Source organism: Leptothoe sp. PORK10 BA2 (genome assembly GCF_034932105.1).
Classification (GTDB): Bacteria; Cyanobacteriota; Cyanobacteriia; order Phormidesmidales; family Phormidesmidaceae; genus Leptothoe.
Genome location: NZ_JAYGIG010000162.1, coordinates 1 through 15,485 on the forward strand (window position 1 = coordinate 1; position 15,485 = coordinate 15,485).

General features: G+C 46.9%; 16 protein-coding genes. 8 read left to right on the forward strand and 8 right to left on the reverse strand.

The features are described 5' to 3' along the window. Nucleotides 1–315: 315 nt before the first annotated feature. Entirely contained in the window at nucleotides 316–675 is a 360-nt protein-coding gene (locus VB741_RS26550; protein WP_323367887.1) for a helix-turn-helix transcriptional regulator, read from the forward strand. Continuing rightward, the gene (arsH, locus tag VB741_RS24700; RefSeq protein ID WP_323367888.1) at nucleotides 665–1,321 is read left to right on the forward strand and encodes an arsenical resistance protein ArsH; all 657 of its coding nucleotides are present in this window, start codon (nucleotides 665–667) and stop codon (nucleotides 1,319–1,321) included. Before VB741_RS26550 ends, arsH begins: the two co-directional genes overlap by 11 nt. Nucleotides 1,322–1,657: 336 nt before the next feature. Here arsH and VB741_RS24705 read toward each other — a convergent pair whose 3' ends face one another. Continuing rightward, entirely contained in the window at nucleotides 1,658–2,167 is a 510-nt protein-coding gene (locus tag VB741_RS24705; RefSeq protein WP_323367889.1) for a DUF6463 family protein, read from the reverse strand. A 67-nt stretch (nucleotides 2,168–2,234) separates the two neighbouring features. On the opposite strand from VB741_RS24705, the gene VB741_RS24710 reads away from it, so the two are divergent. Together VB741_RS24710 and VB741_RS24715 are read left to right on the forward strand one after the other, a co-directional pair. Further along, nucleotides 2,235–2,795: a TetR/AcrR family transcriptional regulator gene (locus VB741_RS24710; RefSeq protein WP_323367890.1), complete on the forward strand. Its 561-nt coding sequence runs from the start codon at nucleotides 2,235–2,237 to the stop codon at nucleotides 2,793–2,795. Between the two features lie 388 nt (nucleotides 2,796–3,183). Then, nucleotides 3,184–3,366 carry a hypothetical protein gene (locus VB741_RS24715; RefSeq protein WP_323367891.1) on the forward strand — a complete coding sequence of 61 codons (183 nt, stop codon included), beginning with the start codon at nucleotides 3,184–3,186 and terminating at the stop codon, nucleotides 3,364–3,366. 48 nt (nucleotides 3,367–3,414) lie between these two features. Here the strand turns inward: VB741_RS24715 and VB741_RS24720 are convergent, their stop codons facing one another. The 5 genes from VB741_RS24720 to VB741_RS24740 all read right to left on the reverse strand — a co-directional run bounded on the left by VB741_RS24720 (nucleotide 3,415) and on the right by VB741_RS24740 (nucleotide 8,616). Then, a complete protein-coding gene (locus VB741_RS24720) occupies nucleotides 3,415–3,999 on the reverse strand; it encodes a GNAT family N-acetyltransferase (protein WP_323367892.1) in 585 nt (194 codons plus the stop codon). A 605-nt stretch (nucleotides 4,000–4,604) separates the two neighbouring features. After that, a complete protein-coding gene (locus tag VB741_RS24725; RefSeq protein WP_323367893.1) occupies nucleotides 4,605–5,054 on the reverse strand; it encodes a GNAT family N-acetyltransferase in 450 nt (149 codons plus the stop codon). Nucleotides 5,055–5,224: 170 nt separating this feature from the next. After that, nucleotides 5,225–5,695, reverse strand: a complete 471-nt coding sequence (locus VB741_RS24730) for a GNAT family N-acetyltransferase (RefSeq protein ID WP_323367894.1) — start codon at nucleotides 5,693–5,695, stop codon at nucleotides 5,225–5,227. A gap of 121 nt (nucleotides 5,696–5,816) precedes the next feature. Continuing rightward, a complete protein-coding gene (locus VB741_RS24735) occupies nucleotides 5,817–6,455 on the reverse strand; it encodes a hypothetical protein (RefSeq protein WP_323367895.1) in 639 nt (212 codons plus the stop codon). Between the two features lie 538 nt (nucleotides 6,456–6,993). Beyond that, nucleotides 6,994–8,616, reverse strand: a complete 1,623-nt coding sequence (locus VB741_RS24740; protein WP_323367896.1) for an NAD(P)/FAD-dependent oxidoreductase — start codon at nucleotides 8,614–8,616, stop codon at nucleotides 6,994–6,996. Nucleotides 8,617–8,783: 167 nt separating this feature from the next. Here VB741_RS24740 and VB741_RS24745 point away from each other — a divergent pair, with 167 nt between their 5' ends. The 3 genes from VB741_RS24745 (at nucleotide 8,784) to VB741_RS24755 (ending at nucleotide 12,150) form a co-directional block, all read left to right on the forward strand. Continuing rightward, nucleotides 8,784–9,737 (forward strand): homocysteine S-methyltransferase family protein, encoded by a 954-nt coding sequence (locus tag VB741_RS24745; protein WP_323367897.1) that lies wholly within the window; start codon nucleotides 8,784–8,786, stop codon nucleotides 9,735–9,737. Nucleotides 9,738–9,864: 127 nt separating this feature from the next. Beyond that, nucleotides 9,865–11,424, forward strand: a complete 1,560-nt coding sequence (locus VB741_RS24750) for a hypothetical protein (RefSeq protein ID WP_323367898.1) — start codon at nucleotides 9,865–9,867, stop codon at nucleotides 11,422–11,424. Between the two features lie 123 nt (nucleotides 11,425–11,547). Further along, nucleotides 11,548–12,150, forward strand: a complete 603-nt coding sequence (locus tag VB741_RS24755; RefSeq protein WP_323367899.1) for a methylated-DNA--[protein]-cysteine S-methyltransferase — start codon at nucleotides 11,548–11,550, stop codon at nucleotides 12,148–12,150. A gap of 71 nt (nucleotides 12,151–12,221) precedes the next feature. Here the strand turns inward: VB741_RS24755 and VB741_RS24760 are convergent, their stop codons facing one another. Next, nucleotides 12,222–12,521, reverse strand: coding sequence for a hypothetical protein (locus VB741_RS24760; protein WP_323367900.1), 300 nt, complete (start codon nucleotides 12,519–12,521; stop codon nucleotides 12,222–12,224). 1,302 nt (nucleotides 12,522–13,823) lie between these two features. On the opposite strand from VB741_RS24760, the gene VB741_RS24765 reads away from it, so the two are divergent. Continuing rightward, nucleotides 13,824–14,822 (forward strand): hypothetical protein, encoded by a 999-nt coding sequence (locus tag VB741_RS24765; protein WP_323367901.1) that lies wholly within the window; start codon nucleotides 13,824–13,826, stop codon nucleotides 14,820–14,822. Nucleotides 14,823–15,115: 293 nt separating this feature from the next. On the opposite strand, the gene VB741_RS24770 is transcribed toward VB741_RS24765, so the two are convergent. Continuing rightward, complete coding sequence (locus VB741_RS24770; RefSeq protein ID WP_323367902.1) at nucleotides 15,116–15,379, reverse strand: hypothetical protein; 264 nt, start codon at nucleotides 15,377–15,379, stop codon at nucleotides 15,116–15,118. Nucleotides 15,380–15,485: the final 106 nt, after the last annotated feature.

Consider the following 15,485-nt stretch of genomic DNA (forward strand, 5'->3'; position numbering starts at 1 on the left):
AGGACTCAATTGGCACAGACATATTGTATTACCCTAGTCAAATAATGATGACTTGATTGTAACCTCCCTCAGATTCAATATCGACTAGGATAGTTCATATGTTTTACTGTCACTTTTAATTACACCCCTCTAAAACGGGTTGGATTCGCGGCTAAGAGAGTCAACAGCGTTGCCCCTGTAGTCATAGATAATATCACCCCCTTGACTTCGTCGGCATCAGGACATGTGTTATGCCGCTGACCCACGCGAAGACTATCAAAATTGTCTTCCCCATGACTTAATTGTATAATTGCGCAATTATGATATTATACAATTATGCAATCAGAAACTGTTATTGAAGGGCTTCTAGCCCTTGCCCAAGAAACACGGCTTGCTGCTTACCGTTTGCTCGTCCGTGCAGGTCCTTTCGGTCTACCTGCGGGAGAAATTTCTGAGACTTTGAGTGCTAACCCTTCTACTATGTCTCGACATCTTGCACAGCTAGAACGAGCTAATCTAATCCACTCTTGGCGTATTCAACGGCAAATATTCTATGCGATCGACTGGAATGGAACGAGTGAGCTTTTACAGTTTCTAACTGAGGATTGCTGTAAAGCAGATCCCTTAATTTGGTGTGGCGATCAGACTGAAGACTGCACAAGTGAACACAACATAGGAAAAATCAATGAGCTTTGATCACAAACCTAGAATCCTTTTTCTCTATGGTTCTTTGCGAGAACGCTCCTACAGTCGTTTACTAGCCGAGGAAGCTGCCAGAATTATTGAAGAATTCGGTGCAGAAGTCCGGTTTTTTCATCCCCATGAGTTACCCCTCCATGCAAGTGTTCCAGATACTCATCCTAAAGTTCAGGAATTAAGAGAACTCGTCAATTGGTCAGAAGGACAAGTCTGGTCAAGCCCAGAAATGCATGGAAATGTCAGTGGTTTGCTCAAACATCAAATTGATTGGATTCCGCTCAGTATTGGTGCGGTGCGACCAACACAAGGTAAAACCCTAGCAGTGATGCAAGTATGTGGCGGTTCACAATCCTACAATGCCGTCAATACGCTTCGAGTGTTAGGACGTTGGATGCGAATGTTCACTATTCCAAATCAGTCTTCCGTACCCAAAGCTTACCAAGAATTTAATGAAGACGGGACAATGAAAGACTCTCCCTACCGCGATCGCGTTGTCGATGTGATGGAAGAGCTTTACAAGTTCACTCTACTGTTACGTGAAAAAGTTGATTACCTAACCGATCGCTATAGTGAACGTAAAGAAGAAACTGAGAAACAATCGAGAGAAATTGTCAGCCAATCCATTGGTTCATCCTCCAGCTAACGGACTTATTTGAAAGTACAGGAGGCTCCCATGGTTACAAGAAAGCGACCCCGACTGCTGTTGGGTGTTTGACCATGGGTCAGCCGTCATCAGGGCTCAACTGAGGGCGATGGGCAATACCTTTTGGGTGGCTGGCGATTGGGGATAACGGGTTGCGACTCAACCTTCACAAGGGGGACGATTGCGCTTTGGCCAACAGCCCTCTTTCCAAGATCTCTGGTTCCAGGTACCGCCGAACGGCACAGGTCAGCGGCAGCAGACAACATTGAACTCAAAACCAGAGACTTGTGGCTGTCCACTGCACCTCAGTGTTGGGCTGTACTTTAAGCACACAGTCTAAAGCGGTGCTACGCCGTGCTTACTGGTAACTGCGTTATGCCGCTGCGACTCAACCAGCATCAACAAAGCTGGAGGAATTAATCCCCAAAACCCCGAAATTGGCATGAGAAATGCGCCAAATGCCGAGGTTATCAGTAGGTTCCAACCCATAAAAACGGGCAATCGAACATTGTGTTCTTGCGCCCAAAAACATAATTGACCCAAAGCAAAAAGGAATGGGCTTAACATCAACATCCAAAAAGCAGCACCTCGATCAAAGTAAGGATCTACAGCGTTGAATACGCCACTGCGAACAATATCTGACCAAGGTTCAAAACAATACAAAATGTCAACTAGTAAATGAATTACGCTCATTACAATCAGCCAGTACCCACTAACTCGAAGTAGAGGAATTGTTCTATTTTGTGCAACAGACATAGGAAAATCTCCTTGATTGTTAATGTATTTGCTGACAGGCATGGTAAAAACACGAAGATTAAATGCTTTCCTTGAGGCATCCATCATCATTCCTTGGATACGCTGCCGTATGGATATATATTAGTGTCCACAGAGCACAAAGTCAATACGCTTCCGTATGGTCAAAAAGAATGAAATATCAAAGCTTGGACGACAGGACTGGATTGACCTAGGTCTAAGAGTCATAGCAGAAAGCGGAATTGAAGCAGTGCGAGTTGAACCACTTGCCAAATTGCTGGATGTCACCAAAGGTAGCTTCTACTGGCATTTCAAAAACCGGGATGAGCTTTTAGAAGCAATTTTGCACGATTGGGTCAGCAGAGAGACTGACAGTATTATTGAGAAAGTTGAAGTGGCGGGCGGTGATGCCTCTGCTAAGTTGCTTCACTTGTTTGAACTAGCGATTCAAGATGATGGTCAGGTGGAAAATGCGATTCGAGCTTGGGCAGTCAATGATTCTAAAGTCGCTGCCGTGATTAACCAAGTTGATCAGCGTCGTTTGGATTACACAAAAGATTTATTTTTAGAAGTTGGCTTTACGCCATTTGAAGCAATGGTGCGTGCCCGGATGGCTTACTACTCACTTATTGGCGAATATATGCTAGGCACTCGAACTAATCAATCAGACCGATTAGCCGAAGTGCGACTTGAGCATATTATTCTCACACGTCTACATTGAACATCAAATGCCCCACAAACAATATCGAAGCACCGTCCTGACCGAGATGTAAAGCCGCCCAACGAACCCGTTCACCCGCCGCAGAAAGCCTCTACATCATAACCGATTAACTCTCGGTGGTCGGTGTGCATGGGTATTATGGGGGGACGAGGCTGAAATTGAGTAGCACATAAATAGTACACTGTGTTTCAGACTCGGAGGAGGCGAGTGAGGACTCTGCATTTGGGTGACATATGATGTCTATAACAAGATCACACGCACTCACCTCTTACCCCTAATTCACCTGACAAATCCTCAGGGCTAGGCGTTCTCGAACCTTGCCATAATCCTTTCGATTGAAGTCGGGCATTCGAGTTTCATCTCAGCCCAGTTCTTTCAGGCTATCCCTATGAAACAGAAACAATCCAATCCAATACCTGCACCTGCAACCACTCCTTATATCGCCTACGTCAGCATCGACTGGGCAGACCAAAAACACGATCTGTGTCTGTTCGATCCAGAAACTGAGCAGTTTGAATACTCGATCATCGGTCCTAAACCAGAGGCGATAGCTGATTGGGTCAAAGGTTGATGAAAAAAAGAGAGCCTAGAAAAGACAAAGAAAAGAATCGAAAATATATTACAAATCAATCCCCTTGACCTCGTCGGACTCAGGGCCTGTTGTTAGGCCTTCGCGCACCCAAGCGTAGAGAAGCGCATCGCGGATCGGCTTCCCAGGGAGGTTCGGTCTGACGGCCCAACGACGTAGCACGCAATCGCGTCGCATCCCGAGTTTCTCAAGCACTCGCGCCGAGGCGGAGTTATCGATGTCGCAGGTTGCCTGAATTCGATGAACGTGCGGCAGTGATGCCATCCACTGGAAAACAGCTTGCGCGGCTTCGGTGGCGTAACCACGACCCCAGAGCCGTTGATGCACGAGGTACCCGAACTGAGCGCGGTGACCCTCGAAGGTACAGGCAACGCCTCCGACGGGGGTGTCGTCGGGCAGCACCGTAATGCGCCAAGCGTACTCTTCACCCGACTCCCAGTGCCGAGTCGCACGCTCGACAGCTCTCTGAGCCTCGTCAACACTCGTTAGCCGGGGCCAGTCGGCATAGCGCACCACCTCGGGATCGTTAGCGTACTCAAAGATCGCAGGCGCATCGGACTCTTTCGAGCGGCGGAGAAAGAGTCTGGAAGTGCTGAAGCTCTCCGGAACGATCATCGCAAGGACTAACTCTTATTAGATCTACTTTTCCATATATCTACAACCTATGAGCTAGATATACGGATAGCTGGCAGTATGTCCAACCATAGGGGGAAATATACGGATAATTGTCCGTATACTACACTCATATTGGCTGGATATATAGAAAGTTTCGGTATATCTTCCAAAATTTTATAGCCAGAGCCAACTAGGTAAAACCACAGGCAGTTCATGCGAGCTACCTTGTCTATTGATGGAAACTCAACCTAGAAAATGACTCGATCAAGTTCGGGATCAATCCGGCTCAAGCACTATTCCTTTCGCACCGAGCAAACCTACGTCTATTAGATAATGAATTAGACCAATTTACTCTGTACTGTCTACCGCAATCTAAAATGCGACTTCTCGACGGTTTTGCTTTACCTTGACTCTCAACAATAACCGACATGGTTTCGGTTGCGTCTCCACCGAGGACTGAGCGGCATAACGACCCCGCGCACCCGCCGATAGTAACCTCTCGACCCCACCAACCAGATTGATACGGTCAGTGTGAACCGGGATTGTTCTACTGCCGCCAACGACAATTTATACCATTCGGATTTCTTAGATAGCTTGACGACAATTTAAGTCAATTTCTCCATAAAAAAGAACTCTGACGTAGCTTCAGTCACGATAAAACCAAACTGTTCATAAAATTTCTTTGCTGGGTTGACTGCAATAACACGCAGACGAATCGGAACCTTGTTCTGCCTCGCCTCTGTAATCAGGCTGTTAATCAACGCTGTACCAATTCCCAAACGCTGATATTCAGGCAAAAGATACAGAGAATCAAGGTGGATGTGGGTCGGATGTCTCTCCACGATAAACACGCCAACCGAAACATCGCCAACCGAAATAACTTGTGCGTTAGGAGAACTAATATCTTCACGGGACTCTGCCTGAACACGGGATTCACTCCATGCACCCCAAGTAGTAACAATAAACCCCCGCATTGTCCGATCGATAAGATCATAGAGAAGTGTTGCGTCACTTACACTTGCTTGACGAAGCGTGAAAGCTACTGGAAGTTTCATAAATGCGTTGCCATGACAGCTTCAAAACAACCCAATTCTAAGCAACAATAGCGCACCTTCAAAATACTCCCATAACCAGTTATTTGGGCAGCAGGACATTCGCACTCAACGGACTCAGACAGCCTAAACTTGATTCGATTATACTGGAAAGTTCCGGTATAATGCGCTTGTTATGTTGAAATTGCCTTTTTCATTGGATAAGCAATTGCTTCTCTAAAAACTCGAACAGGAATTCCGTTTTCTAGATATCCAGCGGCTTCGTAAAAACTCCTCGCTGTAACCGAGCTTAGTAATGTAATTTCGTCGAACTGACGCGATCTTGCCCAGTTTTCAAGAGAAATAAGCATCGTTTTGCTTACACCCCGAAATCGTGCTGTAGGGCTGACATAGAGAAGTCCAATCTCTCCTTTAGTATTAATAGAACCGACACCAACAATTTCATTATTTAGTTCTGCAACAACACAAAATTTCTCCGGATCAGAATACCAACCATGAACATTTTCGGGAGTCTTATTTCGTAACCATTCAGTTAAATGTTCTGGCGAGTGATGATGGTCAGCCTCGCACAAATCTATGATTGAGCGACGTAATATATCGCAACTGATTTCGGCATCGTTGGGGGTAGCTTGTCGTATCAGCATGGTGATTGGTCTTGCAACATAACGTTCCGATTGAGCGGCTGCCAACAACTACACCGAGGACTTTCAACAGTCCGCTCCGACCGGGTTGTTATGTCGCCGAGATCGCTCTAATTTACTCTTCTTATGGTATCTCACTCTGCTTTGCCGAAAATCTCATAGATTCCTTAGCCTCTATCTGAGCGAGCCTAAATCGATTTGCTGCGTAGCTTTGAGCAGCAAGGAATGAAGCTATGAGCACTACAACCCCAATAATTGTTGTACCAGTTGGATTAACTCCTATTAGATTGGATATTAAGCCAGCAATTAAGGCACATATAAAACTCAAAATGTACTGTGCAGTAAACCTTACATTTGATGTGTTGTTGGTCACCCAATGCATGGGTTCATCGTGGTATTGCCAAGTTAAATATGGTTGAATTTTAGGATCTTGCACAGCAAAGAAACGACGAATTCGCGCTATTGCACGCCTATTGAAATCAGTACGTTCATCTCTCCTGATAGTAAATCTAAATGTATCCCAACCAATAAATAAGAGTAGTACAAGCACTCCAATTGCAGCGCCTTGAAAGAAAACGCCAGTCATGGCTTTGCTTTGACCAAGAAACGCAAGCACTGCCAAAGTTGAAGATGTAATAGTGATAAAAAAGTTCAAACGAGCTATACCTTCTTGTCGCAAACGACGAGTTTCTTCTGATATCTCGTTATACTCAGCTATCAGAAATTCGATTGTACCCTGCTCAATACTTTCCTTATTTGCCATTCCATTTTGACTTTACAAATGACTCTAACATTGCGATTTTCCAGAGAAACTTCTTGATTCGAAACTGAACCTCGTCTGCTGGTACTGCCCTGCCGTTACTAGTTGAACATTCCGAGGAGGACATCTGCCTGAACACTGGCAGGGAAAGTTTTTTTTGAGTCCTTTCCAACTCCCCTGAACGACTTCGAGTCGCGCGTCTAACTTGTAATTCAGTGTCAGATCTGCTGGATAAGATCTTACTTTCTAGATGTTATCCAGCATTTTTGCGTGATAACACTCCTCTTCACAGAACTTATATCGCATTTTTGCTGTATAACTCCGGAAAACCAATGTACTATACAGCACTTTTGACGGTTAAGTATGGGGAATAGGGATCTTATCCGGCGCTTTTGACTGATAGACTCCCTAATAAGTGAGTTATGCAACATCTGCCATGGCAGCACCCAAGCCGCCGCGCTGACTCGATCACGTTAGGGAAGTCCTTCGTCTAAAGGCACTTTAGGCTGACAACTGGCAATGTCTATGGATACTACAGTAGTCACCCAACCAAACAGGAAACCTTCTCCACAATACTCAGGGCTACCGCTTCAGCAACTTTAATACCATCCACCCCCGCCGAGAGAATCCCCCCCGCATAGCCAGCACCTTCTCCAGCAGGGTATAGCCCTTTAGTATTCAGACTTTGAAAATCATCACCCCGCTTAATGCGAATCGGCGATGACGTGCGAGTTTCCACCCCTGTAAGCACCGCATCATGCATCGCAAAGCCCGGAATCTTTTGCTCAAAGACGGGTAGCGCTTCGCGAATAGCCTCAATGGCATAGTCCGGCAAGCTAGGACCCAGATCGCAAAGATGCACACCGGGACGATAACTAGGTTTAACACTCCCTAGCTGGGTAGATGCTACACCCGCCAAAAAGTCTCCCACCAATTGCCCAGGCGCTTCATAGGTGCCTCCCCCCAGCTCAAAAGCACGGGATTCTAACTCTCGCTGTAGCTGAATGCCCGCCAACGGACCACCCGGATAATCTGCTTCCGGCGTAATTCCCACCACAATGCCGCTATTGGCATTTTTCCCACTGCGTTCATACTGGCTCATGCCGTTGGTCACCACCCGCCCCGGCTCGGAGGTGGCCGCCACCACCTGCCCCCCCGGACACATGCAAAAACTATAGACTGAGCGACCGTTACTGCAATGGTGCACTAGCTTATAGTCAGCGGCCCCTAACATGGGATGCCCCGCCTGCTCCCCATAGCGGCAAGCATCAATCAGCGGCTGGGGATGCTCCACCCGGAAACCAATGGAAAAGGGCTTGGGTTCTATATACACCCCACGCCGATGGAGCATCTCGAAGGTGTCTCGGGCACTGTGACCCACAGCCAGCACCACATGATCGGTGCGAATGTAGTCCCCATTGGCCAGCATCACCCCCCGCACCTGGTGGTCTTGGATGTCGATGTCGTCCACCCTGGTTTCAAACCGCACCTCTCCCCCCAAAGAGAGAATGGTATTGCGCAGGGTCTCGACAATTTTGACTAGACGATAGGTGCCAATGTGGGGTTTGTTGATATATAGAATCTCTGGCACGGCTCCGGCATTGACCAGCTCGTGCAACACCTTGCGGCCATGGTGGTTGGTGTCTTTAATCCGGCTATAGAGTTTGCCATCGGAAAAGGTGCCCGCTCCCCCTTCGCCAAACTGGGCATTGGACTCGGGCTTAAAGTTGCGATTACTCCAAAAGCCAAAGGTATCTTGCGATCGCGCATGGACCGCCTTGCCCCGCTCTAGCACAATGGGCCTAAACCCCATTTGGGCCAAGAGCAACCCGGCAAACATACCGCAGGGTCCATTGCCAATCACCACGGGCCGATGCTCTAACCCCTTGGGGGCCTCCGCCACGTAGTGATAGCGGGTATCCGGAGTGGGTTTGACATGGGGATCTTTTTTGAAGCGACTCAGGAGCTGCTTTTGCTTGGGAGTTTCCACATCAACGATGTACACCAGCCGAATGTCGTCACGCTTGCGGGCGTCATAGCTGCGTTTGAAAACGTTGTAGGCGTGAACGTCCGCCGGTTGGAGGTGTAGTTTCTTGAGGACGGCATTGTGCAAATCCTCGTCCGTGTGGTCGAGGGGCAGCTTGATCTCGGCAAGACGCAGCATGGACAGTCATGGGCATGGGTCACTGCCTATTTTGCCATGGTTGTCTGGGGATGGCGCTTTGATTCGGGCTGGGGATGTGATGAATGTCACAGAAGACGCTTAGGAATCACGATCCGCAATTTGTATCAAATAAAACTAATCATTTCCATGTCTAGGTATACCCCCCCATGACTTACTACCGACATCAGCTGCCCCAGCTGTCTGACAGTATCTTTATTACTGATGGTGGTTTAGAAACCGTCCTGCTGTTTCAGCAAGGCTGGGCTCTGCCAGACTTTGCTACATTTCCCTTAATGGATAGCCCCCTGGGGATGGAGGCGATGCATCATTATTTCAATACCTATGGTGCGTTGGCCCAAACCTATGGGATGGGTCTGGTGTTAGAGAGTCCTACCTGGCGGGCCAGTGCTGACTGGGGCCAGCGCCAGGGCTATGATGCGGCCAAGCTGGCGGATGTGAATCGACGTGCGATCGCACTCCTCCAACTCACCCGTAGCACCTACAGCACCCCCCACAGCCCCATCGTCATCAGCGGCTGCATCGGTCCCCGTAGCGACGGCTACAGGCCGAAGCACCTAATGGATGCCACCACCGCTGAACGTTACCACCAGGCCCAGATCAACACCTTCCGCAGCACCGCCGCCGATCTGGTCACCGCCCTCACCATGACCTATACAGAAGAAGCCATCGGCATCACCCAGGCCGCCAAAAAGGTCCAAATGCCCGTGGTAATTTCCTTCACCGTCGAAACCAATGGCAAACTCCCCACCGGCATGGAACTCAAGGAGGCCATCCAAATGGTGGACCAAGCCACCGATGGCTATGTCGCCTACTACATGATCAACTGCGCCCACCCCATCCACTTCGATCGCGAACTGATCAACCAAGGCCCCTGGGTAGAACGGATTAAAGGCATCCGCGCCAATGCCTCCATGATGAGCCACGCCGAGCTAAACGAGTCAGAAACCCTCGACGAAGGCAACCCCCAGGATCTAGGGGAACGTTTCTACATCCTCAAACAGAAGCTACCCCACCTGACGGTCCTAGGAGGCTGCTGCGGCACAGACCAGCGGCACATCGAAGCCATTTGTGAAACCCTTAGTCCCGCCCAGGTCTACTAAGACCTGAGAGATCAGCATTCAGACTACATCACCAGACAACCCATCCATCCCAGGACCAAAATGTTTGGACCAAATGTTTGGACCAAACAATGGTAGACAATAAAAAGTCCGCTATTGTCTGGCCCCCATGTTCCCCCAGAAACTCAAAGCCCTCAGCCATCCCTCAGCCCGTTGGCTAGAGATCTGTTCCCTCCTGGGGGTGGGGTTAGGCATCTTAATCCGGCTAGTCCATTACCTGAGCAACCGCTCCCTCTGGTTTGACGAAGTGGCCATTGGCCTCAACCTCTTAGACCGCAGTTACCTAGAACTGCTCGATGCCCTCAGTTACAACCAGGCGGCCCCACCCCTATTCCTCTGGATTGAGAAATGGGCCATTAACACCTGGGGCAGCCATGAATATGTCCTGCGTCTGTTTCCCCTTTTGGGTGGCCTATTGTCCCTAGGACTGTTCTATCGGTTTACCCAGAGGTTTACCCAGGGCTGGGCCAGGCCCATCGCCATTCTTCTCTTCTCGGTACAAGGCTACATTGCCTACTTTGCCAGCGAGACCAAGCCCTATAGCTGGGATGTTGCCATGGCCTTATGGCTATGCATGGCCATCGCTGCCCTCGCCACCATCAAACCCAGCCTCAACCAGCTGCTGGCAGCAGGCATCCTAGGCAGCATCAGCATTTGGCTATCATTTCCCAGCATTTTTGTCATGGCGGGGGTGGAAGGCGCGAATATTCTCTCCCTACAATTATGGCAAGCTTCCACCACCAACCTAAAAGACTTTTTCCTCCGACGTATTCCCCTCTATGGAGTCTGGGTTACCAGCTTTTGCGGCCTATACTTTGGGGTCATTAGTAAAACCCTGTCTGACACGGGCCTAGCCGACAGCTGGGCGGGACGATACCCCGACAGCTTTCTAGATATACCCTGGCTGCTCGACTCCTTCGGTCGCTTCTTCTATCGTCCCCTAGGCTTTTCTGGCCCCACCGACGGTGTTGCCATGGTGGCATTTGTCACCGGTTGTATTCTGTTGTATCGCACCGCTAAACTCCGACTGCTTTACCTCAGCAGCCCGTTTATCGCGACCCTACTTGCTGCGTTTCTCCATCAATATCCCTTCCGCGAACGACTGATCCTATTTCTCACCCCTTTCGCCCTTATTCTCTTAGCAGAAGGTATTGTTTTTTGGTTGGACAGGTGGAAAAAGAAGCCCCGTATATTAGGCGTTTTCAGTCTCATCATGGCTATAACCCTGATATTCATGCCATTTGGACGAGGTCTACACGGTATGCTAGTTCCCACTAGTTTGCATTTTGATCACGTGAGACCGACGCTGCAATACATCGATACTCACTGGCAAGCAGGGGATAAGCTCTATGTCTTGCCAGGGGCACAGCTACAGTTCGAATTTTATAACCGTAGCTTCGAGCTACCCATGACGGATGTTATCCTCAGTGAACTCCAAAACATTGGCATTTGGAAAGTCTCTGAGGCTGATTTAGAAAGCCACTATCAAGAACTCAAGGCGCTCAAAACAACACAGTTAAAAAACGAAAAGAGAGTTTGGATTCTGTTGGCGCGGAAACGGCCCCAATCAGAAGAGGCCATCGTCGAACAACTGAATCGTCTCGGGCAGTTGGTGGAGAGAAAACAATATCCGGGTGCTATGGTGGGGCTATACGATTTTTCATCGTAAATCACGAATGGAAGGCACCATGCCTGAGTCATGTAAGCTCCTGCACCTGACCAACACCAATGGAAGGCACCATGCCCGAGTCATGTAAGCCCCTACGCCTGACCAACACGAGTGGAAGGCACCATGCCTGAGTCATGTAAGCCCCTACGCCTGACCAAGGTGGCATCTCCCATGGGGGACATGCTGTTAGTCACCGATGACCAGGCCCTCATATCGCTGGATTATCAAGGCTATGAGCCCAGACTCAGGGGTCTGCTCGCCAAACGCTATGGCAACTTTGAATTAACTGAGGTGCCATCCGATAGCCAGGGTTTAACCGCCCTGGAAAATGACCTGATCTGCCGTCTGCGCGCCTATCTCAACGGCGACTTGACAGCCATCGATCCCATTCCAGTTAACCCCGGCGGCACTCAGTTTCAGAACCAGGTGTGGCAGGCCCTGCGCACCATTCCACCGGGCACCGTCCGCTCCTATGGTAACCTGGCCCATCAGCTGGGTAACCCTGGCGCGGTCAGAGCCGTGGGGGCTACCAATAGTCTCAACCCCATTTCCATTGTTTTGCCTTGCCATCGCGTGATTGGAGCCAATGGGAGTTTAACTGGCTACGCTGGAGGCTTGGACCGCAAACGTTGGCTACTGGAACACGAAGGGGTGGAGCTAACTCAGCTTAAACGCCATCCAAAGGCATTCCCAGCCCAGCAACTGTCGCTCCTGGATATTCAATAACACCCCAGAAGAATATCTCTACCCTGGCGCTTAAAGAGTTTGATTGGGTTCCCTCCCAGGTTCCTGCCCTCCTAGGGAACTCGGGCCGTACCAATACTGGTTTCGCCTTGGGCGATGACCACCGTGTCGAAAAAGCTGATGTCCGTATCCCCAGGGAATGGAATATTAAATGTGCCGCTAACCGCAGGTAGGGCACCGAGGTCAATTTTTTGCTTGGCCAAGTCGCCGCGAATGGTCAGATATACCTGTAGCTCACCATCGGCATCGGTCGAAAAATTTTGAAAGGCGAGGTCCCCACCGACTCCGGCAATGATGGCAACACCGACATTACCACTAGTGGTGTGGTTATTGGCTCCTGAAAACGCGCCCATGGAATTTACCTCTCTAATTAGTTAATTTAAACATTCGATATTGTAAGTTGGTATCGAACCACATTAAATCGCATGGAGCATAGTCATAATATGACACCATCCCCTCCGTAGCCCTGCCTTGTGATGACTGATCTAGCCCCCTGTATAGCAGAGAATTACGGACATACTTCCTCTATAAATAACTTGAGGGCACCTTTATTAATTGCCTTGATCTAAAAAACAACATCTGAAACCATTGGAACTTCCTTCGCTATTCTCAATAAAATGAGTCTTTTTTTAACACAATTGAATTAATCGAGGGTTCCTTGAGTCTTATGTTTTGCAGAAATCCTTACATATCAACGATTGCAGGCACACTTTGAACTTTGAACACGCTAGCCAGCCAACCAAGGAATAAGGGTTTCAGCCTCTGAAAATGAGTCAAAATGCCTCAAAACTCAGAAAATTCATATTCCTTATGCCTCTCAAAGCATCAGCAGCAAAGGCTTTGAGAAGTTCACAGGATTCAAGTAAATAAGCATTAATGAGAAAAATTCGGGATTCCAGGCGATAGCGTTGCCACCACAAAACGCCCAAAAATCCTAGTCAAGGAAACAAACACATTAGAATTGCCCAGGTGCGTAACAGTAAGCATCAGCCTATCCAGAAGCGGGTTAGCAAATTGGTGAATGACTGACAGAATAGAGTGGTCAACGGCAAAGGATTCCTGCTCTAAACCTCATATGACTGTTTATCTATCTTAAAAAGAACAAAAACGAAGCTACCAGTTATCCAAACCTCTAAACCCAATCTTGAGCGCAGTGATTCTTACCCCCTAGGATTAGGGGGATAGGTAACCGTTCCAGGAACTTGAAAACAGCTAAAACCTCAACGAATTTAATGGGGTTTCGGCTTATTGAAAATCCATAGGTGACCACCAAAATCGCTGAAACGAACAAAGTGCATTGAACGTCAAGGACGGTTACGGGATATAGAAAGCCTTCAGTCGGCATCACCTGTGAGCAAACACTTAAGGATGGCTCAGTTAATCTGTTAACGCCTTGTGGAGTAATACTTGAATTGAAGAACAATCGACAAAGCTACATCATCCGTTTCCAGGCAATCTTAAAACACTACATAGCGATTGTAGCCTTAGTGAAGCACATCAAAAGCCTTTGTTAAAATAGATTGAGCTTTCAGCTTGTGCTCGCTAATACAGAAAAACGATCCAAACTTATTCAACTAATACAGATATCTCTTAAAAGACAATACTTTGGCATAATCAAAGACTAAGTTCCACGCCAAGCATCATTCATCAATACTATGAACCCTAAGACTAGTAAGGTCAAACATCTATCAAAATTACTATCCCTAATCCTCTCAAAATCTCTATCTGGTTGGGCATTCAAAATTTTAAGACATAGATTTAGGCAAACAGAAAACACAGGGGCAGAATTACATACTTATTCAAAAGAAAGGTTTATTTTTGACGCCTCTAATTTTGTCTTCTTACTATTGATTACGACTTCTATAATCAGTTTTTTAATTGGCCAGTATGTATTAAAGAATGAAGGAGATCTAGGAAACTGGAACTTACTGATAGGATTAATTTTATCTGTCTCACTTCATGACATCTTGAAAGGGACTCTAGAGAGTTACAATAATTTACTCTTAGAGTCCGTAGAAACGGAGAATGCAAGAAAGGTCAATAGTACATCAATCAGCAATGAAGAAAATACAAAGAAACAGCGTTATTTTTTAGCATATTTAGTCACTGGAAATCCTAAATTTGAAATCGCTGAATTAAAGTTCATTGACATAGAAGATCCAATTCGTAAAGAAAGAGATAGCATTGGAATTAATTTATTTGAAGAAAATCTATCGAAGGAATTTGACGATGAAATAACACTTCGAAAGGCAAGATATATTCTCATCAACTTACCCGACAAAGATTTTCTACAGCCTATTGCGCTTAAGGCAAGTATGCACGCATTAGGCAAATCGAATCAAAGCAAGATTAGAAAAGATCATCCCGAGTATAAATTTTTCAAGGATATATATGCATATATGAAAGCCTGGGTAATGTGTAGTCTGGATTGCAGCCCAAATAACCCAATGCCCATAAGTGTGATTGGGCTGAATTACCCTAGTCCTCAAACGCCTAACAAGCAATTATATAAAGTTGCAATCAAATATATAAGAAATATTTTATTAGAAGGTCCAAAAGCACAAACTTTTTTAAAAACACCTGAGGCTAAACAAGAACTCAAGCGCTGCTTATCTCTGTTATTAGACGAAATTGAAAACCTGAAAATTAAATAGTCTAAAACCTTAATATATACCGTGAATACCTTACAAATTATAACTTTAATATCTGCATCATGTACATTTAAGGGTAGGGGAAACGCATACTCTCAATAAGACAAGATTATTCTCATTGTCCATGAGAATAATATCAACAAGGCTAATTTATTCCAGTTCTTGAAAACTTATATAGCGTCGTTTTAGGCTAATAACGCCATATATATTCTCTCACCACATTGATGCGTTTGCACTGCATTTAAGTGCCCGATACACAAATTCATAATAAGGTACTCAGAAAAATCAAAGCTTTATTACCAGCCTTTTAAATCAATATCTTCGGGATCGATATCATCATTAAAAACCTGATCAACAATATCCTTGTACTGCTGCAAATCACTTAAGCCGATATATTTTGCGGCTTGTCCATCCTTGAATTTCTCTTCAACGTAGTTTAGGTTGTCTTGAACGTCTGGATAACTTCTTGTGATTTTGCTACCTACTGCTTGCAAAATGCTAAATATCCCAGCCATGAGTTTTTCCGCTTTTTCTTGTGGGCTGGACAGTGCGAAGTTCATCTCTAACTGGTGAAAGTCTCTAAAAAAGAACATCCCAGTACCCAAACGGTCTGGAATGTCCGAAACTGGCTGAAACCATTACAATCAGCCAGTTCCATTATGGAGT